This is a genomic window from Priestia sp. YIM B13486, assembly GCF_042787865.1.
In the GTDB taxonomy this organism is placed as follows: domain Bacteria; phylum Bacillota; class Bacilli; order Bacillales; family Bacillaceae_H; genus Priestia; species Priestia megaterium.
This window is the reverse complement of the sequence record NZ_JBHZOZ010000003.1, coordinates 353,418-379,887: the sequence shown is the minus strand read 5'-3', so window position 1 is coordinate 379,887 and position 26,470 is coordinate 353,418. Positions and strand designations below refer to the sequence as shown.

32 protein-coding genes and 1 pseudogene are annotated in these 26,470 nt (G+C 38.5%); 13 read left to right on the top strand and 20 right to left on the bottom strand.

Features of this window, described 5'->3' with window-relative positions:
• The first annotated feature begins 601 nt into the window (after nucleotides 1-601).
• Both ACFX4G_RS10305 and ACFX4G_RS10300 read left to right on the top strand, forming a co-directional pair.
• Nucleotides 602-784: a YolD-like family protein gene (locus tag ACFX4G_RS10305; RefSeq protein ID WP_013057795.1), complete on the top strand. Its 183-nt coding sequence runs from the start codon at nucleotides 602-604 to the stop codon at nucleotides 782-784.
• Between the two features lie 25 nt (nucleotides 785-809).
• On the top strand, nucleotides 810-962 hold the full coding sequence (locus tag ACFX4G_RS10300; RefSeq protein ID WP_013057796.1) for a hypothetical protein: 153 nt from the start codon (nucleotides 810-812) through the stop codon (nucleotides 960-962).
• A 34-nt stretch (nucleotides 963-996) separates the two neighbouring features.
• Here ACFX4G_RS10300 and ACFX4G_RS10295 read toward each other — a convergent pair whose 3' ends face one another.
• Together ACFX4G_RS10295 and ACFX4G_RS10290 are read right to left on the bottom strand one after the other, a co-directional pair.
• Entirely contained in the window at nucleotides 997-2,604 is a 1,608-nt protein-coding gene (locus ACFX4G_RS10295; RefSeq protein WP_377574447.1) for an MDR family MFS transporter, read from the bottom strand.
• A 22-nt stretch (nucleotides 2,605-2,626) separates the two neighbouring features.
• Nucleotides 2,627-3,079 (bottom strand): MarR family winged helix-turn-helix transcriptional regulator, encoded by a 453-nt coding sequence (locus tag ACFX4G_RS10290; protein ID WP_097825250.1) that lies wholly within the window; start codon nucleotides 3,077-3,079, stop codon nucleotides 2,627-2,629.
• A gap of 158 nt (nucleotides 3,080-3,237) precedes the next feature.
• Here ACFX4G_RS10290 and ACFX4G_RS10285 point away from each other — a divergent pair, with 158 nt between their 5' ends.
• On the top strand, nucleotides 3,238-4,008 hold the full coding sequence (locus ACFX4G_RS10285; RefSeq protein WP_230183431.1) for a MerR family transcriptional regulator: 771 nt from the start codon (nucleotides 3,238-3,240) through the stop codon (nucleotides 4,006-4,008).
• Between the two features lie 231 nt (nucleotides 4,009-4,239).
• Here the strand turns inward: ACFX4G_RS10285 and ACFX4G_RS10280 are convergent, their stop codons facing one another.
• The 4 genes from ACFX4G_RS10280 to ACFX4G_RS10265 form a co-directional block, all read right to left on the bottom strand.
• Complete coding sequence (locus ACFX4G_RS10280) at nucleotides 4,240-4,773, bottom strand: GNAT family N-acetyltransferase (RefSeq protein ID WP_230183430.1); 534 nt, start codon at nucleotides 4,771-4,773, stop codon at nucleotides 4,240-4,242.
• Between the two features lie 44 nt (nucleotides 4,774-4,817).
• Nucleotides 4,818-5,189, bottom strand: coding sequence for a hypothetical protein (locus ACFX4G_RS10275; protein ID WP_013057801.1), 372 nt, complete (start codon nucleotides 5,187-5,189; stop codon nucleotides 4,818-4,820).
• Nucleotides 5,190-5,231: 42 nt separating this feature from the next.
• A complete protein-coding gene (locus tag ACFX4G_RS10270) occupies nucleotides 5,232-5,423 on the bottom strand; it encodes a hypothetical protein (RefSeq protein ID WP_014459359.1) in 192 nt (63 codons plus the stop codon).
• A gap of 84 nt (nucleotides 5,424-5,507) precedes the next feature.
• On the bottom strand, nucleotides 5,508-5,780 hold the full coding sequence (locus tag ACFX4G_RS10265; RefSeq protein ID WP_025751130.1) for a hypothetical protein: 273 nt from the start codon (nucleotides 5,778-5,780) through the stop codon (nucleotides 5,508-5,510).
• 220 nt (nucleotides 5,781-6,000) lie between these two features.
• Between ACFX4G_RS10265 and ACFX4G_RS10260 the strand changes: the two genes are divergently transcribed.
• Both ACFX4G_RS10260 and ACFX4G_RS10255 read left to right on the top strand, forming a co-directional pair.
• Nucleotides 6,001-6,234 (top strand): hypothetical protein, encoded by a 234-nt coding sequence (locus tag ACFX4G_RS10260; protein WP_043981449.1) that lies wholly within the window; start codon nucleotides 6,001-6,003, stop codon nucleotides 6,232-6,234.
• Nucleotides 6,235-6,249: 15 nt separating this feature from the next.
• Entirely contained in the window at nucleotides 6,250-7,359 is a 1,110-nt protein-coding gene (locus tag ACFX4G_RS10255) for a GerAB/ArcD/ProY family transporter (RefSeq protein WP_025751128.1), read from the top strand.
• Nucleotides 7,360-7,379: 20 nt separating this feature from the next.
• Here the strand turns inward: ACFX4G_RS10255 and ACFX4G_RS10250 are convergent, their stop codons facing one another.
• Complete coding sequence (locus ACFX4G_RS10250) at nucleotides 7,380-8,096, bottom strand: CPBP family intramembrane glutamic endopeptidase (protein ID WP_377574442.1); 717 nt, start codon at nucleotides 8,094-8,096, stop codon at nucleotides 7,380-7,382.
• Between the two features lie 219 nt (nucleotides 8,097-8,315).
• On the opposite strand from ACFX4G_RS10250, the gene ACFX4G_RS10245 reads away from it, so the two are divergent.
• Both ACFX4G_RS10245 and ACFX4G_RS10240 read left to right on the top strand, forming a co-directional pair.
• Nucleotides 8,316-9,503 (top strand): macrolide family glycosyltransferase, encoded by a 1,188-nt coding sequence (locus ACFX4G_RS10245; protein WP_377574439.1) that lies wholly within the window; start codon nucleotides 8,316-8,318, stop codon nucleotides 9,501-9,503.
• A gap of 315 nt (nucleotides 9,504-9,818) precedes the next feature.
• The gene (locus ACFX4G_RS10240) at nucleotides 9,819-10,097 is read left to right on the top strand and encodes an RNA polymerase sigma factor (protein WP_028409216.1); all 279 of its coding nucleotides are present in this window, start codon (nucleotides 9,819-9,821) and stop codon (nucleotides 10,095-10,097) included.
• 22 nt (nucleotides 10,098-10,119) lie between these two features.
• On the opposite strand, the gene ACFX4G_RS10235 is transcribed toward ACFX4G_RS10240, so the two are convergent.
• Complete coding sequence (locus tag ACFX4G_RS10235; protein ID WP_013057808.1) at nucleotides 10,120-10,437, bottom strand: hypothetical protein; 318 nt, start codon at nucleotides 10,435-10,437, stop codon at nucleotides 10,120-10,122.
• A gap of 208 nt (nucleotides 10,438-10,645) precedes the next feature.
• Here ACFX4G_RS10235 and ACFX4G_RS10230 point away from each other — a divergent pair, with 208 nt between their 5' ends.
• The gene (locus ACFX4G_RS10230; RefSeq protein ID WP_013057809.1) at nucleotides 10,646-10,765 is read left to right on the top strand and encodes a DUF4023 domain-containing protein; all 120 of its coding nucleotides are present in this window, start codon (nucleotides 10,646-10,648) and stop codon (nucleotides 10,763-10,765) included.
• Nucleotides 10,766-10,937: 172 nt separating this feature from the next.
• Nucleotides 10,938-11,978 (top strand): annotated as a pseudogene (locus ACFX4G_RS10225) (alkene reductase); the annotation flags it as partial.
• 28 nt (nucleotides 11,979-12,006) lie between these two features.
• Here the strand turns inward: ACFX4G_RS10225 and ACFX4G_RS10220 are convergent.
• The 4 genes from ACFX4G_RS10220 to ACFX4G_RS10205 all read right to left on the bottom strand — a co-directional run bounded on the left by ACFX4G_RS10220 (nucleotide 12,007) and on the right by ACFX4G_RS10205 (nucleotide 17,192).
• Nucleotides 12,007-12,729 (bottom strand): GDSL-type esterase/lipase family protein, encoded by a 723-nt coding sequence (locus ACFX4G_RS10220; protein WP_097825256.1) that lies wholly within the window; start codon nucleotides 12,727-12,729, stop codon nucleotides 12,007-12,009.
• Nucleotides 12,730-12,974: 245 nt separating this feature from the next.
• The gene (locus ACFX4G_RS10215) at nucleotides 12,975-16,013 is read right to left on the bottom strand and encodes an efflux RND transporter permease subunit (RefSeq protein ID WP_377574434.1); all 3,039 of its coding nucleotides are present in this window, start codon (nucleotides 16,011-16,013) and stop codon (nucleotides 12,975-12,977) included.
• 120 nt (nucleotides 16,014-16,133) lie between these two features.
• Entirely contained in the window at nucleotides 16,134-16,583 is a 450-nt protein-coding gene (locus ACFX4G_RS10210) for a DUF6188 family protein (RefSeq protein WP_043981443.1), read from the bottom strand.
• Nucleotides 16,584-16,622: 39 nt separating this feature from the next.
• Nucleotides 16,623-17,192, bottom strand: a complete 570-nt coding sequence (locus ACFX4G_RS10205) for a TetR/AcrR family transcriptional regulator (protein ID WP_016764786.1) — start codon at nucleotides 17,190-17,192, stop codon at nucleotides 16,623-16,625.
• Between the two features lie 260 nt (nucleotides 17,193-17,452).
• Between ACFX4G_RS10205 and ACFX4G_RS10200 the strand changes: the two genes are divergently transcribed.
• A complete protein-coding gene (locus tag ACFX4G_RS10200; protein ID WP_013083888.1) occupies nucleotides 17,453-17,746 on the top strand; it encodes a DUF3817 domain-containing protein in 294 nt (97 codons plus the stop codon).
• 47 nt (nucleotides 17,747-17,793) lie between these two features.
• Here the strand turns inward: ACFX4G_RS10200 and ACFX4G_RS10195 are convergent, their stop codons facing one another.
• Together ACFX4G_RS10195 and hutI are read right to left on the bottom strand one after the other, a co-directional pair.
• Nucleotides 17,794-18,168 (bottom strand): DUF7674 family protein, encoded by a 375-nt coding sequence (locus tag ACFX4G_RS10195; RefSeq protein ID WP_013057816.1) that lies wholly within the window; start codon nucleotides 18,166-18,168, stop codon nucleotides 17,794-17,796.
• Between the two features lie 75 nt (nucleotides 18,169-18,243).
• On the bottom strand, nucleotides 18,244-19,521 hold the full coding sequence (gene hutI / locus ACFX4G_RS10190) for an imidazolonepropionase (RefSeq protein ID WP_097825259.1): 1,278 nt from the start codon (nucleotides 19,519-19,521) through the stop codon (nucleotides 18,244-18,246).
• Between the two features lie 413 nt (nucleotides 19,522-19,934).
• Here hutI and ACFX4G_RS10185 point away from each other — a divergent pair, with 413 nt between their 5' ends.
• Nucleotides 19,935-20,198, top strand: coding sequence for a hypothetical protein (locus ACFX4G_RS10185; RefSeq protein WP_013057818.1), 264 nt, complete (start codon nucleotides 19,935-19,937; stop codon nucleotides 20,196-20,198).
• A 34-nt stretch (nucleotides 20,199-20,232) separates the two neighbouring features.
• Here the strand turns inward: ACFX4G_RS10185 and ACFX4G_RS10180 are convergent, their stop codons facing one another.
• The 3 genes from ACFX4G_RS10180 to ACFX4G_RS10170 all read right to left on the bottom strand — a co-directional run bounded on the left by ACFX4G_RS10180 (nucleotide 20,233) and on the right by ACFX4G_RS10170 (nucleotide 22,251).
• Complete coding sequence (locus tag ACFX4G_RS10180) at nucleotides 20,233-21,060, bottom strand: LCP family protein (RefSeq protein WP_043981441.1); 828 nt, start codon at nucleotides 21,058-21,060, stop codon at nucleotides 20,233-20,235.
• Nucleotides 21,061-21,193: 133 nt separating this feature from the next.
• Nucleotides 21,194-21,736 (bottom strand): GNAT family N-acetyltransferase, encoded by a 543-nt coding sequence (locus ACFX4G_RS10175; protein ID WP_377574431.1) that lies wholly within the window; start codon nucleotides 21,734-21,736, stop codon nucleotides 21,194-21,196.
• A 101-nt stretch (nucleotides 21,737-21,837) separates the two neighbouring features.
• Entirely contained in the window at nucleotides 21,838-22,251 is a 414-nt protein-coding gene (locus tag ACFX4G_RS10170; protein WP_377574428.1) for a hypothetical protein, read from the bottom strand.
• Nucleotides 22,252-22,436: 185 nt separating this feature from the next.
• On the opposite strand from ACFX4G_RS10170, the gene ACFX4G_RS10165 reads away from it, so the two are divergent.
• On the top strand, nucleotides 22,437-23,216 hold the full coding sequence (locus ACFX4G_RS10165; protein ID WP_025751115.1) for an undecaprenyl-diphosphate phosphatase: 780 nt from the start codon (nucleotides 22,437-22,439) through the stop codon (nucleotides 23,214-23,216).
• Between the two features lies 1 nt (nucleotide 23,217).
• Nucleotides 23,218-23,556 carry a hypothetical protein gene (locus ACFX4G_RS10160; RefSeq protein WP_013083895.1) on the top strand — a complete coding sequence of 113 codons (339 nt, stop codon included), beginning with the start codon at nucleotides 23,218-23,220 and terminating at the stop codon, nucleotides 23,554-23,556.
• 29 nt (nucleotides 23,557-23,585) lie between these two features.
• Here the strand turns inward: ACFX4G_RS10160 and qoxD are convergent, their stop codons facing one another.
• Genes qoxD through qoxB form a run of 3 tightly spaced genes read right to left on the bottom strand, consistent with a single transcriptional unit; the run spans nucleotide 23,586 to nucleotide 26,449 of the window.
• A complete protein-coding gene (gene qoxD, locus ACFX4G_RS10155; protein ID WP_013057824.1) occupies nucleotides 23,586-23,894 on the bottom strand; it encodes a cytochrome aa3 quinol oxidase subunit IV in 309 nt (102 codons plus the stop codon).
• 3 nt (nucleotides 23,895-23,897) lie between these two features.
• A complete protein-coding gene (gene qoxC, locus ACFX4G_RS10150; RefSeq protein ID WP_013057825.1) occupies nucleotides 23,898-24,506 on the bottom strand; it encodes a cytochrome aa3 quinol oxidase subunit III in 609 nt (202 codons plus the stop codon).
• Nucleotides 24,506-26,449 (bottom strand): cytochrome aa3 quinol oxidase subunit I, encoded by a 1,944-nt coding sequence (gene qoxB, locus ACFX4G_RS10145; protein WP_013083896.1) that lies wholly within the window; start codon nucleotides 26,447-26,449, stop codon nucleotides 24,506-24,508. The genes qoxC and qoxB overlap by 1 nt, the downstream gene beginning before the upstream one ends.
• Nucleotides 26,450-26,470: the final 21 nt, after the last annotated feature.

Here is a 26,470-nt window from a genome sequence, read left to right as displayed (position 1 = left end):
AAATATATAATTTAAATATGTATGCTTTTACGAATCATCTTCAACAACATTTAATACCTGTGTCTAATTAATCAATGATGTTTCCCTTCATACATTATTATTCCTATAGATTATATCAAATTTAATTATATAAATCATTAGAAAATTCTTATCAAATTCGTCTACCTGCATTTTATCGGAGAAGAATAAATTAGTAAAATACATATAATTGATAACTAGTATTAAGATCATTAATAATTGAAGCTGTAGTTACGTTTTTTATAAACACAGTTACTTCTATATTTGTTCATTCTACATCCTTCACATGAATATGAATATTTTGTAATTTTTAGAGAAGTTTTGTAGAAACGGTTTTCTTTCTCATCAGAATGTTACATAATAAATGTAACATTAATCCTTTTAAAAAACACTATACGGAAAAGACAGTATATTCTGAAATTTAGGACAGTTTATAGGTGGGCTAGCAACCTTTTATTCGATCTATTCATACACGTTGGAGAATATAAAGGGAAGCTTGCAGTACATAAAATTCCCTTTTGCTCATCTCAAATGAAAGGACTGGCTTTTAAATCAGGTAATCTTTTTTAAGGAGGCTTCTCGAATGTTTTTACGAGAATTAACGAAAAGTGGGACGATAACTGTTTCTTACTATAAAGATGGAACGTTGCAAACGTGCAAAGGCCGCGTGCACAACTTAAATCTCCATCAGCAAATTCTATCCGTAAAAGACGAAAATGAAGCCGTTGTTTCCCTTCAGCTTTCTGATATTAAATCCATTCATTAGTATGTAAAATTAAGGAGGAATTCTCATGTGGAAAGATAATAAGCAAGCGCTTACAGATTTTGTGTCGGAAGATCGGTTTGAACTGAACTTATATTTAACGTATTTGCTTGATCAAATTTCGTATGACACGTCTAAACAATCCCCTTTTCTTCGTAAGCCTAATGAAACAACTAGTTAATATAGAAAAAAGCGCACAAATTTGTGCGCTTTTTTTAACGTGATGGCTCTACTTCAGCAATGCCTTCTTCTGGTTTTTCTTCGGCTTTTTTATTTGAAAGCTTGATCTGCCTTAAGAACAATGTGCATACCGCTCCTAAAATAATAAAAGCTAAGCCCATGAAAAAGACGCTGTGCAATGCGCTCATTAGCGAGGTCTTCAAAATTGGCACAATGCTGTCTGAAAGCGCAGCTGGAATACTCTTTAGCGCCTCAGGGCTAAACAGCATCTGCAGCACACTTTCAGGATTCGTATCAATCGCTTTTTTAAACCCGTCCGCAAAAGCACTTGCTTGAGCAGGCAATGTGTTTAAATATGGAACGAGTTTGTCAGTAAGAAGCGTACCTGATTTTGCATTCATCACCGCTCCTAAAATGGTAATACCGAACGTTCCTCCAATTGAACGGAAAAATTGACTTGATGATGTAACCACACCGAGCTCTTCTTTTGAAAAGCTCTCTTGAAGAGCAAGTGTTAAAATTGGCATCACAAGACCCATTCCTAAACCGATTATGGCCATATAAGAAGTGGCAACAAGTTTGCTAGTATGAAGGTCTAATGTTGTTAACAAGAAGAACCCTCCTGCCATAATGAGCATACCCGTAACAATTTGAGGCTTGATTCCAACTTTATAAACAAGCTGCCCTCCAATAATACTTGTTACAATCATTGAAATCATCATCGGTGTCATAATGGTACCGGATTCCGAGGCGCTGACTCCAACGATTCCTTGCATAAAGAACGGAACAAACGTAATGGCTCCGAACATGCCGATGCTCATAAAAAAGCCAATGATATTTAAAAGCGTAAACGTTCGGTTCTTAAATAAATACATCGGAAGAATCGGCTCTTTCGCTTTCTTTTCCACAATAATAAAGCTTATGATTCCCACAACAGCAAGTGTAAATAGACTAATAATTTGCCAAGAGTTCCAGTCGTAGTCTTTTCCTCCAAAGCTCAGGGCCAAAAGCAAGCTCACTACTCCGATAACCATTGTGAACATACCGGCTACATCGAATTTCACAGGTCCCGTATGTTTCTTTCCTTGAAGTCCCAGGGCAATAAAAACGGTAGCGAGTATCCCTACCGGCAAGTTGATGTAAAACACCCATTTCCAGTTCAGTGAATCAACAATCCATCCGCCAATTTGTGGACCGATGACAGAAGCAAGACCGTAAATTCCTCCGAATACTCCTTGAAATTTTGCTCGTGCTTTTCCTGTAAATAAATCACCGATTACAATCATTGCCATCGGCATCATAACGCCGCCGCCAATTCCTTGTAATGCACGGAATAAAATAAGCTCTGTCATATTATTTGCCATTCCACATAGAGCAGAAGCAACCATAAAAATAATAAGTCCTGTAACATAAATTACTCTGCGTCCTACTAAATCAGCGAGCTTTCCTGCAATCGGAACAACTGTTGTCGACGTTAATAAATAGGCTGTTGTCAGCCATGTCATCATGCTCAATCCACCAAGATCTCCTACGATTCTTGGCATAGCTGTTCCGACAATGGTTCCATCAAGTGCAGAAAAGAACATCGCAATAATTAACCCAATTAATAAGAGCGTGCGCTTTGAATTTTTTTGATTTTCCATCGTGTGTCTCTCCTCTTTTTTGTTACTGCTGCTTATCTTTATAAGAAGCAGCTGACGTTGCAAGCTTTTTCGTAATAGAAGCCATCATAGAAAGCTCTTCTTCTGTTAAATGCAAAAGATAGCGGTCCATAATGGCTTTTCGACCATTCAGCACATCTTCAAGCTTGCGATACCCAAATTCCGTTAAGGTAATATCAACGACTCGTCTGTCCTCTTTATTATGTTCTCTTACAACAAAATTGTGCTGTTCGAGACGATCCACTAAAAGAGTCACGGCGCTCGGTTTGACATCCATGAGTTCTGCAATTTGAGAAACCTTACTGCTCCCTACTTTCTTTAAATAAGAAAGAACAAATAATTGCGTAGGAGTCATCTCATGCTCATTTAGGCTCTCCATCATTTCGGGCTGCATTTTTTCAAATAGCACTTGAAGCGATGAACGAATCTCTCCAAGATACTGATTGCTTTTTGTCACATCTATTCCTCCAGGCTTGCTTATTTATTTCATGTCATAAATAGTTAATGCTAATTAAATATAAATGCATATAAACTAAAAGTCAATTATTTCTTTTTTAGTATTGACCCTTACGCTGCGTTATATTTTATAGTAGATTTCAGAAGGGAGATGAAAGAATGAACAGAAAAACAAAAGAAGTTGCTGACTTAGTAGGAATCAGCGTCCGCACGCTGCATCACTATGACGAAATCGGGCTATTAAAACCTGATGCCGTTAGTGAATCCGGCTATCGGCTTTATTCAGCGGCTAATCTCGATATGCTTCAACAAATATTATTTTTTAAAGAACTTGGCTTCCCTTTAAAACAAATTCACGAGATTATAACAGACCCGACGTTTAATCGCACAGAAGCATTGATACTGCAAAAAAACATGCTGATTGAAAAACGCAGTCGGCTCGATCAAATGATTGTAACCATTAATAAAACGATTCAATATGAAGAAGGAGCGATTGAAATGAACGAAAAAGAGCGGTTTAAAGGACTGGATTTTTCTCATAACCCATACGAAGAAGAAGCACGGAAGCGCTGGGGAAACCAGCGGGTAGATGAAGCGAATGAAAAAGTACAAAGCTTCTCACAAGAAGAACAGCAGCACATGTCAAACGAATGGGAAAGTATCTACACTCACCTAGCTTCGCTTCGTGATCTGTCACCATCCTCTACAGAAGCTCAAAAAGCTATTGGGAAATGGTATAAATTTTTAAATGAGAACTTTGGAACGTATTCATTAGAAGCCTTTAAAGGTCTCGGAGAAATGTATGTGCAAGATGAGCGATTTACAACTACCATTGACCGCTACGGAAAAGGATTAGCCAAATTTATGAACGAGGCGATGAGTGTATTTGCAGACGCTAAAAACAATAAACAAAAAGACAATGAGATATAACTAAATCAATTCAATCTAAAGACGAACAACTGGCATATATGATCTGACCTGCTTGTTCCGCCGCTGTTGATTTCCGTCCAAGGCTTCGCGTTCCGCGGGCGCCGCTGAGCCTCCAAAACCGCTAGAAGCACCTGCCTATATGAAGCTTATGTTCATCACCACAATGAAAAAATCCGAACGATTCATCGTTCGGATTTTCATTCACTTAATATACTTTTGCCCAGCCTCTTTTTATAAGTGAAGACCCATAAGCATTGTATTATAGTACACGCCATTTATATAGGTGTCTTTTTCTTTTAATCCTTCTGTTTGAAACCCTAGCTCCCTGTATAAAGAAATAGCTCTTTGGTTATCTTCTCGCGTCACAAGTTCGATTTTTTTTGTTTGTTTATTCGTACGTGCCCATTCAATCAGCTCAATCATTAGCTGTCTGCCTAACCCTAGCCCGCTATAAGATTTCTCTACTACAATACCGAGGGTTCCCACATGCTTATTACGCGGGTTTTGAGACGAGGTGATGGATGCGATACTAATGATTTTCTCTTCTTTTTCAGCCACAATTATAAGAGCATTTTGCTCTTGTTTTACAGAAGCTAAAAACAGTTCGTACTCTGAAAGGGGTGTAAGAAACTCACCTTCTCCAAATGAAAGAAAATCACTTTCTCCTCCTACCCGGTTGTAAAAAGCAATCATTTTCTCTGCGTCTTTTGGTGCTGCTTCTCGAATGCTGACGCCTATACCGTTCTTTAATGTACGTAAACTCATATACCTATCTTCCTTTTGGTTATTCTTGTTTGCTTAGCCGAGTTTTATCGCTGTTTTTCTCTCCACTGATCTAACCACATGCGATTTCCTAAAGCTGTAAAATCATTTTCATCGGCGTAGCGTTCAATGACGGAAAGCGCATTGTCCTCAAGCATTGGTGAATAGCTCATGATTTCTAAAATATGATGTGCAGCCCATAAATCAATTCGATAAGTAGGATTCGTCAGCAGTGTTGCAAATTCAAACAGCATGCCTGGATAGTATAAATGAATGAGCTGCGCAATTTTTTTCATATCTTCTGCAGCTCGATTGCCTTTTTTTACAGATTTTTTATCTCGATAATCGATTTCATAATGAATTTTGGCGCTTTTTTGATAAAGATCAACTAGCGTTTCATACGTACGGTGTTTCCGCATTTCTCATCTTCCTTTGCTTCTAGATTTCCTCGTTTGAAGATGCTATAGTTCATTTTTAGGTTTCATATATTCAAATAAATGCAGCAAAAATATGATACTTCCGCCAATACACATCACAAAACTTAACGTAGCAGGATACTGAATAAAGAAACCGACAACACCAAAAATCAGCATAGCAAGCGCTCCTATCATCATAAACAGATGATAAGCCGGTGTATTTTCTTCATTATTCATACATAACTCCTTTTCACTATTTTTTAAGTTATTAAAAAGATATGACACTTCTTTTGGACTATGATCTTTTATTTTGCTGACGCTTTATTTCTTTAGTTTAGCACGAAGTAACGTGAGAAGGCCTCCTCCAAACATGACGCCACCCACAATTTGATACAGGTGTATGTAGCTTTTTATCGTTTCAAGATACAGATCCGTGTCTGCGTTCCCTTGACTTTCGAGCCATTTTTGACCCATGGCCTGCCCTGTTGCAACACTTTTTAACAAAACGACCAGGCCTCCAAGCATGACAACAGCGGCGATAATAAGCTGCACCTTTTCTTTGTCATCTAGCATTTTTTTGAGCTCATCTGCCATATATCTCTCTCCCATCCTTACCTTGTTATGTATCTACTTGTTTGTAATCATGATGTTTTTTCTATTATAACGCTCAACTTGGTCATTATAACACGGTTTTGCCCTGCCTTTAGTCTTACTTTTCATAAATGAAACCTTTTTGGATCATACTATCTTTGAAACACAGGCGTCTTTAACATCCCTTCATCATTTTTAAAGGGTTACTAATTGAGGTTGATACATGCTTATATTTTTAGGGATTTTTTTACTTTGTGCAGCTGTTTGTTTAGTAGAAATACCTTATTTAAAAAAAGTGAACAGTAAAAAAGAAAAGCGAATGTTTTGGAGTTTGTTCACAGTAAGTATTTTGATTGTTAGTTTAAAATACGGCGGTGTTGAAATCCCCAACCCCGGGGACGGCATTGCTTTTTTATTAAAACCTTTTAGTGATTTTTTGTTCAGTCTGTTGAAGTAAAAGGAAGTGAACAACTTGCATCGTCAGATGAAATTATCCGCAGCACAGTTTCGAATACTCGTCATTTTTTATAGTTTAGGCGATACTATTTTAGTCGTGCCTGGAAGCTTAACCGCTGATTCTAAACAAGAGGCATGGATTCCAGCTATTTTAGGCGTAGGTGTAGGCGTTTTACTGGTATGGATGTATATCAAACTCTCTAGCCTTTATCCGAATAAAACCCTGATAGAACTAAACGAAGCCATTTTAGGAAAGTGGCTAGGAAAGTTTGTCTCTCTTTTATTTGTCGCTTCTACTCTTCTTTTTTGCAGTCAAGTTTTGTTTTACGTGGGCTCGTTTCTAACAACTCGCATTATTATTCAAACACCTATGCTTGCTGTTCATATTTTGTTTATGGGAATTGTGATTGTCGGCGTTCGGCTTGGCATTGAAACGATTGCCCGCTGTGCTGAAATTCTCTTTCCTTGGTTTGTTATTCCGTTCTTAATCTTAGTTTTTTCGATCTTCCCTCAAATTCATTATGAGAATTTGCAGCCTTTGTTAGAGGTAGGCGTTAAGCCTATTATCAGATCTATTCTGGTATTTACAAGCATTACGTCTCTCACTTTTATTGTATTGCTAACCGTTTTCCCTGCTCACGTAGCGGAACCAGACCAGCGGAACCGGGCTTTTTTTACGGGAAGCTTAATCGGCGGAGGCATTATGATTATTATTTTATTGCTTGGCATTCTTGTACTTGGAAATACGTATACACGTATTGCTTTATATCCAAGTTATGAGCTTGCAAGACGGATCGAAGTTGCGGATTTTCTAAAAAACATTGAAGTAATTATGGCTATTATGTGGTTTTTATCTCTTTATTTTAAAACATCTCTCTACTATTATGCGACCGTTTCTGGACTCGCTCAAATTCTTGAATTAAAAAACTACCGAGTTTTAACTCTTCCGCTAGGCATTATTGCCGTTACATTTTCACTTATCGTGTATCCAAGCATTCCATATGAACAAACGTGGGACAGAGATACGTGGATTCCGTACAGTCTGCTATTTGGACTATTTTACCCTCTTGGATTATTAATAGTTGGGAAAATTCGCGTAAAGCATTCTGCGTCTTTATCCAAATAAAAAAGCCGCTTAAGCGGCTTTTAAAAGAACACAGTTATGCTCACTAATCCATTCCACAGCATATGTAAAATCATAGATGGGAAAATAGATTTTGTTCGATAATAAATAATGGCAAAGACAAGTCCCATGACGGTAGCTGTAATCGGAAAGCCAATATGTAAAAGGCCGAATACAAGAGCGGAAACGAAAACGCCCACAAGCACGTGATGGCGTTTGGTTAAGAAACCACATAAAACACCTCTGTAAAGCAGTTCTTCTTTAATAGGCGTGATAACTGCTACACTTATAAAAAATATCCAGCTCGAAAGCAGCGTTTGATTAAAACTGCCTTGATTTAAATCCTTTTGCTGCTGATCTGCGCTTTCTACGTTTAAAAATGAAAGCATCACGTACTGCACCGCGGCTACAATTAAAAAGCCTACTACAATATATACATACGTTTTTCTTTCTTTTAATACTGAGAAGTTCCACATAGGCTTTAAAAATCTGCGCACAGGCCTGTACAGCACGGCAACACCTAGAAAAAACGCCGCGTCTACCAGCAGAGCATATGGTCCTTCTAATAAAATTCCCGTCATATTTGACCCCGTAACTTTATCGTAAATAGCTACTCCAATTCCAGCTATAATCTGCAGACCAAAGCCCAACACGATAAATAGAAGCAGCGTGAAGTAAGTAAACTCTTTTTTCTTTTTAAGCTTTAAAACCGGTTCTGAATTTGTTGATAACGTACTCAAAATAGTAACCTCCAAAAATGATTCTTTCTCTCTAGTGCTCTCAAAATTCTACCATAATCTCCGCTTAATGATGTTATTTTTTAGGAAAAAAGTTATATTTTTTCACATTTTACACACAAAGATAGGGTTTGAAAAGATAAATGAGCTAGCCAAATTAGTTGTCAACTTCCTTATATTTGATTACGCTTGAAGAAATCTTACCGAAAGTGAAGTGAAAAAATGGCAAACATTTTAATGATCAATTTTCCCGCTGAAGGTCACGTAAACCCAACGCTTGGAATGGTAAAAGCTTTTTCAGACCGAGGTGATACCGTTCATTACATTACGACCGAGCGTTTTAAAGAGCGTCTTGAAAACGCCGGAGCTATCGTACACACTCACCGGGACTTCTTAAGCGGTGTATCCATCAAGCCTGAAACTCCTCAAGGAATCAACGCTTTTTTAAATATCCACATCCAAACGTCTTTAGATACGCTGAAGCTTGTTCATACGTTATCAAAAAAAATTGACTTTGACTTTGTGTTTTACGACAAGTTTGGAGCAGGCGAATTAGTCCGTGATTATTTGCGGATTCCCGGGATTGTATCATCCGCTTCTTTTTTAATGCCAAAAGAACGCTTAGCAATGATGCCTCTGCATCCCGATTCAGACGTTCCATTTAAACCTGACGAAAAAGCTCAGTACGGGCTCAGCTTGCTAAAAAACCAGTTTGGGGTAGAACCTAAAAATCTGCTTCAATTTATGAACAATGAAGGCGAATTAACGGTCGTATATACAAGCCGCTTTTTTCAGCCGCTTCATGAACATTTTGACGACTCGTGTTTATTTATTGGGCCAAGCTTTCCAAAGCGTCACGGCTCTCACGATTTTCCGCTAGAAAAGCTAAAGAACGAAAAAGTTCTTTATATTTCAATGGGAACGGTGCTTCATGATGTAGAAGGCTTTTTCAACCTTTGCATCGACGCATTTAGCGACTTTGAAGGAAAAGTTGTGATTGCAGCAGGAGACCGAGCTGATTTAAAAAAAATAAAAAAAGCACCAGAGCATTTTCTTATTTCGCCCTATGTTCCCCAGCTTGACGTGTTAAAAGAAGCTGATGTTTTTATCACGCACGGAGGTATGAACAGCGTAAATGAAAGTATTCATTTTAACGTACCGTTAGTCGTTTTACCTCATGGGAAAGATCAGCCTCTCGTCGCTCAAAGGCTCGTGGAACTAAACGCCGGGTATCGCTTAGCAAAAGAAACGGTAAATGCTTCTCTTTTAAGGAGTGCAGTTGAAGAAGTTGTCCGCGACGATCGCTATAAAAAAGGAATTAAAGAAATCAACGCAAGTTTCCAGCAGGCATCTGGACCGGCTGCAGCAGCTAAAAAAATTGTCAATTACTTAATAAAACAGCATTCATAAAGAAAAGGTGCACAGATGTGCACCTTTTCTTTATAAAAACAGCCATGTACAAACTGTATATATGCCAATGATTAGCAAACTGACGACTGTAAGGAAAATCAATGTACATCCAACTACAATAAGTTTATCAGCCCATTTGGATACGTAATGAGCAAAGCTTGCAGGCGGTCTCTCACTTTCCCCAAGATATCTCGTTGAATATTTTGCCTTGTTTTTTTGATACTACGTAGCTCATAAGCCTCTCCTTTTTAGGTGTTTATACTCATCTTAACAAGGGTACAATGAACTATAATTGATTTTCGAAGGGGCTCGGTTATGAACAATGATCTTTTACTCATTCAAGAGATAAAAATCCGAAAGAAAGAAGCACTTCATCAGCTTTACAATCGATATGAATCGCTTTTGTATCGTCTTGTCTATTCAGCAGTAAAAGATCCACATGCTTGCGAAAGCATCTTAACAGAGCTATTCAAAGAAATTTGGCATTCCCCTGATCTTTTGGTCAAAGAACGTACTCTTTCTCTTTCCTTGTGCAAGCAGTGTGTAAAAAATATAAAAAAGCACAGCCAGAACTCAGAGAGGATTTCGTCGTAAATCATTTTTTTTGCTATACATACTATGAATACAAATCCATATGACTGAAATAATCGAAAATATGATTTAAATCTGTAATCTTTATGCTATGAGTGCTGTAAGCAACGATTATTTCAGCCAGCATAAGAACGAATAAAATGGCCAATAGCACCTTAACAAGCGGAAATTGTCGGAACTGAGGAGAAAAAAGCAGCTTACTGACTGTATACAAAAACAGCAGGATAAAGTAGATCATCATGGCATTTGTCGCCTGAAGGGGCACATTCCAGACAAATATGTACACGCTGAATGTCAAAATTAAAATAAACGACATTTCTTTCCCGCTAAAAAAATCACTCATTGCGTAACACCTTTTCTTGTTCATGAATGAATAAGAAATTATAAACTCACGAAACATTAACATTATTTTTACAACAGTATACACGATTTTCCTATTAATTTCTATATACCGGTGTATATATGGAGCGGCTTTTAGCGGATTGGCGTCATGTTTTTGAGTGCAATGGGTTATAGTAACAGGGAAAGCTCATAAAGGAGGTTTAGATAATATGGAAAACACAAATGAATTTGTTCAAAAGCTGAACGATAATCAAGAAAAGCAGCGCAAAAATAAGCAGGGTCAAGCTACTGGGCATCCTGAGAAAAAACTTCCTAACAAACAGCATTAATGTTGTAAAAGTTGGCTGTAAAGACAGCCGGCTTTTTTTTTGAACTTTTTTCGGAAGTCGAAATGTTTGAAGATAAAACAAATCCCCTGTTACAATAAACTGAACCCGCTGCAAAACGTTCGCAGCTATACTTTCCTCTTAAGGAGCTGAATATAAAATGAGTAAATTTGAAAAACTATTCCAACCAACAAACATTGAAGCATTTGATTTACACACTCGTACAGCAATGGCACCGATGACAAGATGCTTTGCTGATCCAGAGACAGGCGTAGTCGGTCAAGACGTTGTAGACTATTACCGCCGCCGCGCAAAGGATGGTATTGGCTTAATTATTAGTGAAGGAATTGTTATCAGCGAACGCGCAAAAGGAAATCCTGGCGTTCCGGGTATCTATACCCAAGAACAAATTGATTCATGGAAGCCTGTCACAGAAGCTGTTCATGAAGAAGGCGGCACGATTATTGCTCAAATTTGGCACGTTGGCCGCTTGAGTCATTCCGGGTTAATCAATGGGCATAAGCCTCAGGCCCCTTCCGCTATTGCAGCACAAGGCCAAGTGCCTCGTTTCCGCAAGCCCTATGAAGAGCCTGAAGAAATGTCGAAAGAAGATATTAAAGAAGTTGTGGGACAGTATGCCCAAGCCGCTAAAAATGCCATTGAAGCAGGATTTGACGGCGTTGAAATTCACGGTGCTCACGGCTATTTGATCGATCAGTTTAATTCAGACTGGTCTAATAAACGCACTGATGAATACGGAGGCGACCTTGCACAGCGATTAACGTTTATGAAAGAAGTGATTTCCGCTGTTATCGACGCCATTGGAAAAGAGCGCGTTGTGATTCGCTTCTCTCCTCATAAGCTTGATAAACCAGACTACCGCTGGGATGATACTGAAAAAGCTATTCAAACGTATACAGAAGCATTTAAAGAAACAGGAATTGAGATCATCCATCCGTCTATGCTGGATTTTTATGAAGATGTTCAAAACGGTCAAAATCTTTATGAAATTACGCGTAAGTACTGGGATGGACCGATTATCGGTGTAGGTGACTTAACGCCTGAATCAGCTGAAAAAGCGCTTCAAGCCGGCTGGATCGACGTAGCTGCTATTGGCCGCCCGCTGATTTCAAATCCTGATTATTTACAGCGCATTAAAAACGGCGAGTCTCTTGTCGAATACGATGCTAAAAAACATTTACCAGAGCTTATCTAAAAAAAGCGCTCCTTCCGGAGCGCTTTTTTTATTGGTTTACGTATGCCTGAACCTCTTGTTTCCAAATAGCATAGCCTTGGCCTTTTAAATGAAGACCATCAACCGTGAAATTACTTTTTAACTGATTATGTGTAGATACTTTCGAATACAGATCAATGTAAGAATCTTTGTGTTTCTTAGCTAGACGCTCTAAATAGTTATTTAATGCGATAACATCTTTATTGTCCACTGCGTCGCCGCATTTTTTATTGTTCACGGGCAGTACACTTTGAATGTAGACTTTTGTATTCGGTGATTCTTTATGAATACGTTCAAGAATTTCAGTATAATTGGCTTTGGTTTTTTTTACAGATTTTTGCTCGTTTAAATCGTTAATGCCAATCATTAAGAAAATCTTTTTTGGCTTAGCATCTGTAATACTTTTTAAACGATGCAATACCCCTTCTGTTGTATCATCGGCTACGCCTCGATTGACAATCTGCTTATTATGAAAAAGTTCGCTCCATTCAGAGCGCTGGGTAATGCTATCACCGAGAAATACGATCGACTCTTTAGGAATACTTAATTGTTTAAACAAAGTGGTCCGTTCAATGTAATAAGGATTATCTCTATAGCTTTGCTTAGATGAATCCTTAGATGACAGCGGATTTTTCATTGCGCTGCTGCTTGTAGCATAAAAAGCAAAAACACCTAGGAAAAGGACATTTAAAATAATGGAACTGATAAATACAACTTTCTTTGTTGAACTCACGAAAACGACACTCCTGTACTTTGTATGTTTTTTAGATAACTCTACGATGATATAGTAAAGCTTCCTGTTAACACTCTTTCCCTCCATACAAGACATTTAATCATTTTTTGTAAATAATGATTTTACATAAAAAAGAAGCGGCGCTCGAAAGCGCCGCTTCTTTTTCTATAATATAAGGGGTTAAAACGTACTTTTATTATAACATATAGTCTATGGTCATATTTTCCTCTATTAGAAAATAGTTCTTATGTCGTTTCTTTTTCCAGCTGTTTTTCTCTTTTCACTTGCTTTGGGAAGAAGAGTTCGTATACCACTGGAATAATAATTAAGGTAAGAAGGGTAGATGACGCAAGCCCTCCGATTACCGTGATAGCTAAGCCTTTTGAAATCAGCGTTCCGCTTGATGTAGTAAGCGCCAGCGGAATTAATGCAGCAATGGTAGCAAATGCCGTCATTAAAATTGGACGCAAGCGCGTTTTCCCAGCTTCAATAAGGGATTCGCGGATCGTCATGCCTTTTTGTTCACGATTTTGGGTAATTCGATCTACAAGCACAATCGCGTTTGTTGTAACAATTCCAATCAGCATTAAGAATCCAATCATGACGCTGACAGACAGCGGTTCTTTTGCAAGGACTAGACCAACTAACGAACCGATTGGCACAAAAATGAGTGACGATAAAATGATAAATGGAATACGCGCTTTTCCAAACGTAACGAGCATCGTTAAATACACAAGGCCGATTGCTGTTAAAATAGCTAGACCTAGAGATTGGAAGACTTCCACTGTCTCGTCGCTTCCGCCTCCACCGTCCAAGCTCACATCTTTTGGCAAGTCTAACTTTTTCACTCCATCTACAACATCTTTGGTCACAGCTTGAACATCATCGCCTTTAATGTCTGCTTCCACTCGCGCAAATACTTTGCCGTCAAGCTTTTGAATAGAAGTGAACGTATCAATTGTACGAACGTCAGCAATATCTTTTACTAACACAGGTCCTCGTTCTGTAAATACTTGAAGATCTTTAATTTCTTTTACTGAACTAAGGTCTTTATCGTATGAAAGCTGAACCGCTCGTTTTGTATTATCTAATTTTAAGTCTCCAACAGATACTGGTTTGGTTTGGTCGGAGATTGTACCAAGCAGCTGAAATCCAGATACTCCATACTCTGCGGCTTTATCAGGATCTACTTCTACTACAAGCTGCTTTTGCTTATCTGAGAAGTTATTTGTTACATATTTAAGACGTTTGTCTTTGTTTAAGTGGTTTTCCACTTGCTTAGCTGCCTTTTGCAAGTCATCTAAATTAGAAGAATATAAATCAACCGTTACGTTATTATTTGTAGGAGGCCCTCCTGTTGATGCTTCTTGTACATTAACTGTTGCTTTCGGTGATTCTTCTTTCGTGATGCTTTCCATTTTCTTTTGAACTTTATCAATAAACGTATCAACATTCACGCCTTCTTTTACGTTCAAGAAATAGCCAACTTGGTTCGGGCGTTTTACACCTGTTGAAAAGTCGCGTGATCCAACTTCCGTAGTCACATCGGAAATTTCATTTTGATCCGCAAACATCTTTTCAATTTTTAAAGATACATCGTTTGTTTTTTCAAGTGATGTAGATGCTGGTAATTGAACGTTGGCCTGAAGCATCTTTTGTTCTTCATTTGGAATAAACGTAAAGCCAAGTGAAGGAACAAGCGCAAATGAGCCAAACAGTAAAATAAAGGATAAAATTAAAATTTTGATTTTATGATTAAGCGACCATGCAATCGCTTTTGCATATCCGCGCTGCAGCTTTCCTTCTTTTTCTTCAGGCGGTACTTTTTTAAACGCAAACTTTGCTAAAATCGGCACGATTGTAATCGCTACAAGAAGAGATGCTAACAGTGAAAAAACAACTGTTAAGGCGAACGGCAAGAAGAACTCTCCTGTAATTCCTCCTACAAAGCCGATTGGCAAGAATACGACAACCGTTGTAATGGTAGACGAGGTAATGGCTTTTAAAATCTCTTTTGTGGACGATTCGACAAGCTCGTTGCTCATGCCTTCTTCTGAACGGCGAACGCGTCTAAAAATATTTTCAATCACAACAATACTGTCATCCACTACGCGCCCAACGGCTACAGCCATTCCGCCTAGTGTCATAATGTTAAGTGAAATATCAAGCTGGTTTAAGAAAATAGCTGATACTAACAGCGATAATGGAATCGATATAATCGCAATGATCGTAGCGCGGAAGTTACGCAAGAAAATCAGCACGGCAAGTGATGCAAATAATGCTCCGAGCAATCCTTCGCGTACTAATGTTTCAACAGACTTTTCAATGCCGTCAGCTGAATCAAAGCCGATTGCGTAGTCTAACTGATCGTCATATTTTTTCAAAATTTTCATCGTTTCGCTCGCCACTTCAACCGTATTAGCATCTTGTTTTTTTGTGATGGCCATCGACAGTGCATCTTTGCCGTCATAACGCGTATATTCGCCTTGGTCTGTTACGGCTTCGACTTTGGCAATATCGCCAAGCTTCACAGGCTTTGCTTCAGGATTCATCGTAGATTTCAGCTGGATTTTCTTTAATGCATCGATCGTCGCAACTTTTTCTTCTACTCGCACTGGAATTTGAAGCTCTTTTCCGTTTAATGTTCCTGCTGGGAATGAAACAGCTTTTTGATTAATTTGTTCTTTCATCCCATCAAGCGTTAAGCCAGCTTGAGCTGCTTTTTCTTTATCGACCGTAATTTGTAAAAGGTCCTCTTTCACGCCGCCAACTGAGACGGAGTTAATACCTTGAATTTTATTCAATTCAGGAATCACTTCATCGTTTAATACTTTTTCAAGATTTGCATCATCTTTCGCAAACAGTGAAATGTTGAAAATCGGGAATGAACCAAATGAAAAACGGTTTACGTCTACATTTGATGACTCTGGTAAATCTAATTCTTTTATCGACGAGTTAATTTGCTGTTCAACTTTATCTAAATCCGTATTAAACGGGAATTCTAAATTAATAATGCCAACGTTTTCATACGATACGCTTTGTACGCTTTTAATTCCTTCAATTCCTTTCACTTGGTCTTCGATTTTCGACGTGACGTTTTCATTTACGTCATCAGGAGAAGCCCCGGGATACGTTGCTTCAATGGACAGCTGCGGAAATTCGATATTCGGCAGTAAATCAATTTTTAGTTTTGAAAATGAATATAGCCCCGCTAAAATAAGTAAAAATGAAACGATAAACACAGCTACCGCATTTTTCAAACTAAATCTCGTCAAAAAATTCATCTTTTTCCTCCGTTACGTAACTAAGTTATTTGAGAAGCCTTCATCCTTTAATAGCTGCAGACCCGTCTTAATTTTTCAACAATTTTAGAGTACCCACGGGTCAGTTTTTCACAAAAAAACTCACCTCCTTTCATGTGCTGATGAACTGTCTATACAAACTGAAATTTGATGGTCACACGCTCCCCCTGGAAGCGAGATAAAGGAAAAGCCATCTTGACCATATAAATCCCAACCTTCAAAAAACGAGCTGTCGTGAAACATATCTAGCGCATACCCATTAGAAAATGTAATTCGAAGTATACCGATATCTTCATACCACTGTATAGAAATAATGTGCTGGCCAAGCAGCAGCGCTTCGACTTGCTGACGCTGCTCGGCAGAATGTAGCGATTTCCAGTCCGCTTGACCAAGCAAGATGCTGCGTTTGTTTTTTAGTCTCCATGGACATTCTGCCACAAGTCCACCTTTACTAAATCCAAGAGAAAACGGCAGGGTATTGTCTGTGTTAACCTTGGTAACGATTTGTTCTTGAAAATATGAAAAATTAATCACTGTGCTGCTGGTATCCATCATATCCCTCCATTATCAACCAGTACCGACGAGTCATTTTTAGGTCTCAAAGTAGCAGCCTTCAATGTATAAGTTCACAATGAACTCCGCATAGTTCATGATATCTTCTTCTGTTATATCATCATCGGAAACGATATCCATCCTATACCCATTTAACATGCTGCAAAACGCTTTTGAGTGTAAAAAAGCATTTTTTATTTTCTGCTCTTCAATCAATTTAGCAACAAGCCCGTGATAATCCTCAAAAAATTGATGAAGACGACCCATCATTTCTGGCATTTGGTGTGGGGCTTGCCAAAAAGAGTCGGGATATTTTTTAGTTTCGTAAAAAAAGAGCAGATGATGCTTCGCAATTGAATACAGCTTTTCATGAAACGTTTGGCATTCATCCGTTCTTCGCTTTGCATGATACAAAAACTCATCAAACGAACGATTGTTCACAGCGATATAAAGCGACTCTTTAGACGAAAAGTACAAGTAAAGCGTTCCTTTAGATACACCTGCTAGTTTAGCAATATCAATCATTTTTGCTTCATAGTAGCCTTTGGATCCGAACACTTCAAAAGCAGCATCTAAAATTTTCTCTCTCTGCTGTTTTCGGTTTGTCATGGTAAAAAATCCTCTCATACGTTTTCGATACTATACATATAAAATAATTAAAATAACTTGTCAACACGTAGTGTGCTCTTTTATCCCTTGCATCACAAGAGTATGTCAGTTTTTTAAACAAAACACTTCTATAGAGCAAATTAAAGCGTTTTCGACTTTTTTGTGACAGATACAAATGATGCTTGTATATGAAGAGCTCGCTATGGTACATTTTTGTCATTGATACAGAAATTTATTCCGTCGTTACGGGAGGAGAAAACATGGTTCTTACATCACCAATCGGTCGCCTGCGTTTAGTAGGAATTTTAGAAGGAATTTCATTTTTACTGCTGCTTGGCATTGCTATGCCGCTAAAATATGCAGCAGGCATACCAGAAGCTGTATCAGTTGTAGGCGCAGCACACGGTGCACTTTTTGTGCTGTACGCTCTTGCAGTCGTTCATGTAAAATTCGCGCATAAATGGTCAATCGGCCGCTCTTTATTTGCGTTTCTTATGTCGGTTATTCCGTTCGGCCCTTTTATTTTAGAGAGACAGCTGAAAAAAGAACAGTAAAAGAAAAGAACGTCACGGACATCATGTCTCCATGACGTTCTTTTTCCTTACTGTTCACCACTGTTTTCGCTAAAATGGTCAATCGTTTTCCACCACTTCAGTGAGTGAGGTTTTAATAGCATTCCAATTTCTTCTGGGCTAATTTGCTGATCTATAATCATTTCATGCATTGCTTGAAAGAGTCCCGTTGTAACAGCTTCTTTCACATCAGCTTCACCTTCTATATACAGCTGTTCAATCGCTTCAAATACGTCCGGTTCACGCTGGAGCTGGCCGTTATATTCAAGAGAGATTAAATGACCTGCAACACGGCTTAATTCATGCTGCAGCTCGTCTTTATCGTTGAGGTCCACTTCTTCGCTTGGCTCAAAAGATGGGCAAGCTTCTTTTAGTAATGGAATAACATTTTGTTTTGTAATCATATCTAAATTCCCTGCCTTTGCATGTGTGACAAATTCTCTATTCTTTACCCTTTTCTCTTTTTCTATAAACTTCTTTTACAAAACTTTTCCGTTTTCTACAACTACTTCTCCTTTTTTTACTACGCAGTCAATATGATTTAAGCCATACTGATATTGAAGGGTTCGATAACTAGAGACATTAAAAATCGCTAAGTCAGCCTGTTTTCCGACTTCAATGCTCCCAATCTTATCTCCTTGATTAATAGCATGAGCTGCGTTAATAGTTGTGGCTACAAGCACTTCTTCAGGACTCATGTTCATATTCATACATGCCAGGTTCATCACAAATTGCTGTGAAGTCGTTGGAGATGAACCTGGATTGCAGTCTGTAGAAAGAGTAACCGGAACGCCTAAATCGATCATTTTTCTAGCATCTGGCCATTTCATTCCAACAAATAAGGAATTCCCCGGTAAAAGTGTCGCTACGATCCGTTTTTCAGCCAGTTTCTTTAATCCTTCATCAGAAGCATACAAAAGATAATCTGCTGATATCGCTCCTACCTCTGCTGCGAGCTCCGCTCCTCTGCAGTATTCAAAGGGGTCGGCATGTATTTTAGGAAGCATGCCATGGCTTTTCCCGGCTTCTAGTATTTCTTGACATTGTTTGAATGAAAAAGCATTTGGAAGACATACAGCATCATTAAATGCTGCAAGCTTATAAGAAGAAATTTGAGGAATCATTTCGTGAATAAGTAAATTGACGTATTTCTGCGTATCTTTTTTATATACAAGAGGTACGACGTGTGCGCCTAAAAAGGTACTTACTACATCAACTGCGTGCGTATCATTCAGCATTTTAGCGATTTGCAGCTGCTTTAGTTCTGTTTCTAGTTCTAAGCCATACCCGCTTTTCACTTCTATAGTTGTGACTCCGTGAGCTAGAAAAGACGTAAGACGCTCATAGCTCTGCTGATAAATCCGGTACGCATACTCTTCTTGTGTTTGAACGACAGTGGAGTGAATACCTCCACCTTCTTCTAATAAATCCAAGTAAGAAGTTGGCCTTTCAAACCGCCTATAAAATTCTTCTTCACGCGAGCCAGCGTACACAGCGTGTGTATGGGGATCAATCAGACCCGGAGTCACAATTTTATGCGAAGCATCAATAATCGTTGCGTCATTTCTTTCCCTTTCATATTTTTGTTCTAGCTCTTTTGTTGTACCTACGGTCACAATTTGGTCTCCTTCTATCCAGACTGAGCCATTTTCAATCACCGTTAAGTTTCTCATTTCTTTTCCAGCTAAAGGACCTTTATTTTCTTTGGCCGTTACAACTTGCGAAGCATTTTTAATCCATAGCGCTTTTTTTGACATCGTTGAATTTCCCCCTTTTCTAGCGTGTACCACGTTTTGGGGCCTCATGTTTACCGTAAACTCATTTAGATTCACCTACACATTTCGCGCCTCTGCCTTCTTTCTTGTAGGTAGAAATTTGAAAAAGCATATCCATGGTCTGAAAAGCGTGTTTTTAAGTCTTTAAAGCTAGATAACTTATAATTTTTTCAATTATATACGCTTTTAGACCCTTCTTTTCTCCGTTTTCTTACTTATTAATTCTCGTTTTATCCAAATATATCTCTATATACTAAATCTTTTATCACATGTATTTTATAAACATCACGGCGATTTTCCCTCAACAGGATAAATAATAGATTTCTAGGAATAGAACGTTTATAATATTCTTTGAAGTTTTACTTTTAGAAAGATTCACTAATGGAGGAAGAAATATGATTGTCAACTATAAAAACCAAGCAACCGGTCATCGCATGAATAACGGCTGGAATCTTTTCTATGCGTCAAACTTAACGATGTGGCGCAAAGATGAAAAGTATTTGCTTTTAGATGAAAACCAAGATGTAGTGATGATCTTTGGCTTTAAAAAAGACGAAATCATTCTAGATAAATTGCAAACGTGGGGCTATACATTTGGTGTCCATCCAGAGAAAAAACAAATTTCCTGCTTGCAGCGTCAAGAAGAAATTGGTGAATAAAAAGAGGGCTGAATTTCTTCAGTCCTCTTTCTTATTAATGAGTTTGTTGAAACATAGCGCTCAGCTGTTTTTTTTCAGATGGTTTGACAACATAATACCATGTACCATCTACCATTTGTCCTTCTCCTTTTACGGTTACCGTTTCGAAATCAGGCCGGCCCTTCTTAATAACGTTATACATCGTAAATGCATCGCTGACATCAATATTCGTTCGAATATGCTTCTTTACAAGCGTGAGGAGACTTGGAATGTTTTTCACCGTTGACATGTTCATTCCTTTATCTAATAGAGCTTCCACTACTTGGCGCTGGCGATTATTTCTACCTAAATCTCCTTTTGGATCTTCGTGTCTCATCCGCACATAGGCAAGAGCTTTTTCGCCGTTCAACGCATTTTCTCCTTCAGGAAAGATAAATGAATCAAACACAAAAGGAAACGGGTTCTTAACGTATACTCCGCCAAGTTCATCTACTACATCTTTAAAGCCTTCCATATTTACTTTCACATAATAATCGACATCGACATCTAAGAAGTTCTCAACCGTGCGCACGGTTAAAGGAATGCCTCCGTATCGATAAGCATGATTAATTTTCTCATCCGTTCCTTTTCCATCAATGTGCACGCGCGTATCTCTAGGGATCGGCATAACTTTTGCTTTATTGTGGCTCGTATCTAAGTTGACCACCATTAATACATCTGAGCGGCCTGTATCTCCTGGCCTTTCATCTACGCCCATAACTAGTACATTAAACGAGTGAGGCTGCTCTTTAGCAGATGTTTGCTGTTGATAGGCAATTCCAAATCCAGCGGTTCCTAAAAGCAAAATACATGCCGCTAAGATCCCTATTTTGTATTTTTTCATTCATACGGTCTCCTTTACACGTCACTTACTCTCTATATGCCTTAATGAATGAAAATTTATACCTTTTTAGAGAAATTTAAGCATATGTCAAAAAAGCCTGCTTGTTGAGAAGCTGGCTTTTCACTAGTAGATTTTAGCTTGATTTTTGATGCACATCACGCTGTGCCCATTCACTTTCTAACATACTCATTTCAATTAAGCTCCAGTACTGTCCATCTACAAGCCGGACATCTCGAAGAAGGCCTTCGCGTGTAAAGCCAATTCGTTCATAGGACTGAATCGCCCCCTCGTTAAAATCAAAGACGCCGAGCGAAATTCGGTGAAGACCCAGTTCTTCAAAACCGAAAGCTAACACTTTTTCAAACATGTGCGAGCAAAGCCCTTTTCCTCTATACTTTTCACCAAGCAGCACTCGGCCAATTCTTCCTGTTTTATGATAATAATCAATATGAGCAAGAGAAATATGCCCAATAAGCTGTTCATTTTCATCTATGACGGAAAAAGCATAGGTAGAAGCACCATCTTCATTAGCATATCGAATGTAGTGTTTTAACTGTCTAGGAGTCAGCGGAAAAGAAAAGCTAGAGCCGCTCCATTGCACCATAAATGACTCGGAGGGAATCCAATCCATTAGCTGTTTAAAGTCTTTTTTGGAGAACGGTCGTAGAGCTATCACATAATTCTCCCCCTTATTATTTCTGACTTTTCTAAATATATTACATTTATCATAATAAACTGTCAACTGTCTATGTAAAAAAAAGCCATCATTTCGATGACTTATAGCTGTAATGCTTTTCTGAGAAGAGTTAAATCATGAGTGAATTCAAAAAAATAGGTTCTATTTTCATTGTCAAATACCATCATGATTGGCTTTTGATTCGGCTCAAGAACAAAAATAACTTCACTTGCCAGCGTGTTGACCGCATTATTTTCAATTTTTACGGCTGGATCAAGAGGTACTTTAACAAGATAGCCTTTTTTAGGAAGCGGACTTGCCTTTTTATATAAACCAGTAATGGACGCAATACTTTTTTCAGCTTCTTTTTGAACATTTGGAGGTTTGAGCGTTGAACGAACGACTCTGCCCGTTTCAATTTGAAATATCTCTACTTTTGGCTGTTCAGCACTTACTGCCTGCGGAAAAATAAAAGCAGCGAATACGACGCATACAGCCACCCATTTTCGTATCATTTTTAGCACCTCTTTCCATTCATTGTGGATGAGATGGAGATAAGAATGGTCGTCTCTTCTTATACTATGACCTATTTTTATGTATTTATTTCACTAAATGAATGCCTATACTTCCATGTTTTTGTCATGTTCTCAGAACTTCCTCTATACACTACTAATAAGGACACGCTGTATGAGGTGATAAGATGTCGTGGTTTGAAGCATTTATTTTGGGAATCATTCAAGGGCTTACAGAGTTTTTACCGATAAGCAGCACGGGACATTTGTATTTAGGGCGCCACTTATTTGGCTTAGACGATGCAGGATTGTATCTAGATACGATGCTGCATATGGGCACTCTGCTTGCTGTATTTGTCTTTTATAAGCGTGAGCTATGGCATATTATTCGTCATCCTTTTAGCAAGCTTACAGGGCTTTTAGTGATAGGAACGATCCCTGCAGTTGCGATTGGTCTTTTGTTCAAAGACTATTTTGACAGTATTTCTAAATCTGGCTTAACGATCGGCTGGGAATTTCTTGCGACAGGACTGCTGTTATGGTTTGGTGATTCCGTAAAAAATGGCTATAAAAAAATGGATCATATTTCATACGGAGATGCCTTTTTTATCGGCTCGTTTCAAGCAGCTGCGATATTCCCTGCTGTATCTCGATCTGGTTTAACCATGGTAGCTGCGTTAATGCGAAAATTAGACCGTGAAACAGCCGCTTACTTTTCATTTTTATTGTCGACTCCCGCCATTTGCGGAGCGGTGTTACTTCAGTTAAAAGATGTAGTCACAGGTGAAGTCGAGCAGCTTTCCGTTTTCTTTTTATTCGTCGCCACCCTTTCATCTGCTTTATTTGGTTATGTAGCGGTAAAATGGATGATCAATTATTTAAAGCATCATTCATTAAAAACGTTTGCAATTTACGTTTGGATATTAGGTGCAGTCGTGCTGGTTTGTCAGTTTACGGGGGTGTTTTAAGATGAAGATGAAAGTCCGGACGCTTTTTTTAGTATTGTTTTTTGCCGGCATTTTAGTCGTGACAAGCTATGTTGATAACAATTCCCAGCAGTCGTTTAACAGCTTATCTCACCTTTCACTTGATGGAGGAGCTGTTGAAACCTCTGCAGATGAAGACGAGGCGGAACAATTAAACATGTCGGTCAAAGAAGTTCATGTTAAAACAGAAAAAAGAGGCGGATACCGAATTGAAGTGTACGAACAAGTAAATGTTTATAGAGATGATAAAGGAAAAGTAGTAAAAAAAGTTCCCACGGGAGAATATCAAACGTTGAAATATAAACTGAATGAAAAAAAATAAACCACTTACCGAAGTAAGTGGTTTTATTTTTAATGGTTAAAGTGAGCTGCAAGAATCCACAGTGTACCAACAACGATACAAAGTGCAATAAAGAAACTGTAAAGAATATTTGCAACCTGTACTTTACCATTTTCACTTTCAGTCATGTGCATGAACATTACTAGCTGCATTGCTGCTTGTAATAACGCTAGGATCATGATAAGAGTCATCGTAATGCTTCTTGATAGATCAGCTAGCACTACTAAACCAAGCGCTGCGAATGTTAAGGCTAGTGAAAGGATAAGCCCAAATACATGACTAAGCGGAAAACCTGCTTTTTGGCCTTGTTTATTTTCCATGTCTTATCCCACCAATCCGTTCAAGTATACAAGCGTGAAGATGAAGATCCATACAACATCAAGGAAATGCCAGTATAAACCGATAATAAATACTTTACGAGCAGTAACTGGTGTTAATCCTCGTCTTACTAATTGAATAATAATACTGATTGCCCAGAATACACCGACTGTTACGTGAAGACCGTGCGTTCCAAGTAGTGTAAAGAACCCTGATAAGAAGGCACTTGTTTGCATTGTTGCACCTTCGTGAACTGCGTACATGTAAAACTCACGAATTTCGTAGAAAAGGAATCCTCCACCAAGGACAAGCGTAATCACGAACCAAACTAAAAGTCCTTTTAAATCATTATTACGCATTTTAAAGATGGCAATTCCCATCGTGAAACTACTGAATAGTAGTAACAGCGTTTCAATCATAAAATCTTTAACAACGAACAGTTCTTCTGCAGTAGGGCCACCCGCTGTACGCGTATGGTACGTTAAGTACGTTACGAACAGCGTAGAGAACAACGCGATCTCGGCACCTAAGAAAATCCAGAATCCAAGGATATTCAGGCGACTTTGTTCTTCTTGGTATTCTAACGGCAATGATTTATCTAAATGTCCTGCCATTATTTGTCACCCCCTGTAATTCCTTCAACCTTCTTGATTTCATCTACTTTTACATAGAAGCCTGGATCATAATCAAATGAACGAGCAAGCATACAAGCAAAAATACCTGCTAATCCAACGATTGCCATTGGAATCCATTCAAATACTAAGCCAAATCCACCGATAAACCAGAAAATACCTGAGATAAACGGCACACCAGAGTTGCTTGGTAAGTGAATTGGTTTTAAGTCTTCTGCTTTAATTTCTGTTTCATTACGTTTTTTCATGTGCCAAAATGCATCCATTTCTTTCACATGAGGAATTACTGCAAAGTTGTAAGCTTGAACTGGTGATTTAGTCCACCACTCAAGTGTACGACCATCCCAAGGATCGTTTGCAGTGTCGCGTTTGTTTTTCCATGCACTGTATAATAAGTTAACTACTAATACGAAGAAGCCAAGACCCATTAAGAATGCACCGATTGTTGAAACTAAGTTTAATCCGTTCCAGCCAAGGTTGTCTGCATAAGTTTGCATACGACGAGTCATACCGTCTAAACCTAGGAAGAATTGTGGGAAGAAACATACGTTAAATCCAACAACAAAAATCCAGAATGAAATTTTTCCTAATTTTTCGTTCAACGTGTGACCGAAAATCTTTGGATACCAGAAGTATAAACCTGCGAAACAGCCAAACACTGTACCAGAGATTAATACATAGTGGAAGTGAGCGATTAGGAAGTAACTGTTATGATATTGATAATCGGCTGATGCCATCGCAAGCATAACCCCTGTTACCCCACCGATTACGAAGTTTGGAATAAACGCTAATGACCAAAGCATCGCAGTCGTAAATTTGATACGGCCTTTATACATTGTAAAGAGCCAGTTAAAGATTTTAACTCCGGTTGGTACGGCGATTAACATCGTTGTAATTGAGAAGAACGAGTTAACTGACGGTGAGTTACCCATTGTAAAGAAGTGATGCACCCATACAAGGTAACTTAAGAATGCGATACCGACCATTGATACAACCATTGCTTTATAACCGAATAAGTTCTTACGAGAATGTGTACTGATAACTTCTGAGAAGACACCGAATACCGGTAAAATAACGATATATACTTCAGGGTGACCCCAAATCCAGAATAAGTTAGCCCACATCATTGGAAGACCGCCGTTAGCCATTGTAAAGAAGGCTGTTCCGAATACACGGTCAAGTGTCATAAGTGCAAGCGCTACTGTTAATACAGGAAACGCGAAAATAATAATAATTGATGTGATGAAGATTGACCAAGTAAACATTGGCATTTTCATCATTGTCATGCCAGGGGCACGCATTTTTAAGATTGTTACAAAGAAGTTGATACCAGTCATTAATGTACCAGCACCAGCAATCTGTAGTGAAACGGCATAGAAGTTATTTCCGATACCTTCACTGAATTCTTTACCTGCAAGCGGGAAGTAACTTGTCCAACCTGCATCAGGAGCTCCTCCGATTACGAAAGAAAGGTTAAATAGCATTGCTCCCATAAAGAATGTCCAGAAACTAATTGCGTTTAAGAACGGATATGCTACGTCACGCGCACCAATTTGTAATGGAACGATTACGTTCATTAGTCCGATAATAAATGGCATTGCCATGAATAAGATCATGATAACACCGTGAGCCGTGAAGACTCCGTTGTAGTGATGTTCATCTAAAATGTTCATACCCGGGAATGCAAGCTGCATACGCATCATGATTCCATCGATTCCGCCGCGGAAAAGCATTAATACAGCTGAAAGGATGTACATGACACCGAGTCTTTTATGGTCAACTGTTGTTAACCATTCTGTCCATAACCATTTCCATTTCTTGAAATATGTTAAGACAAAAACGATACCGATGACCGTCATAGCGATTGCTGCATCAGCAGCGTAAATCATAGGTTCGCCAGTGACGAAAAATTCATCTAGCTTCATTATGTCTTCCCCCAATCATTA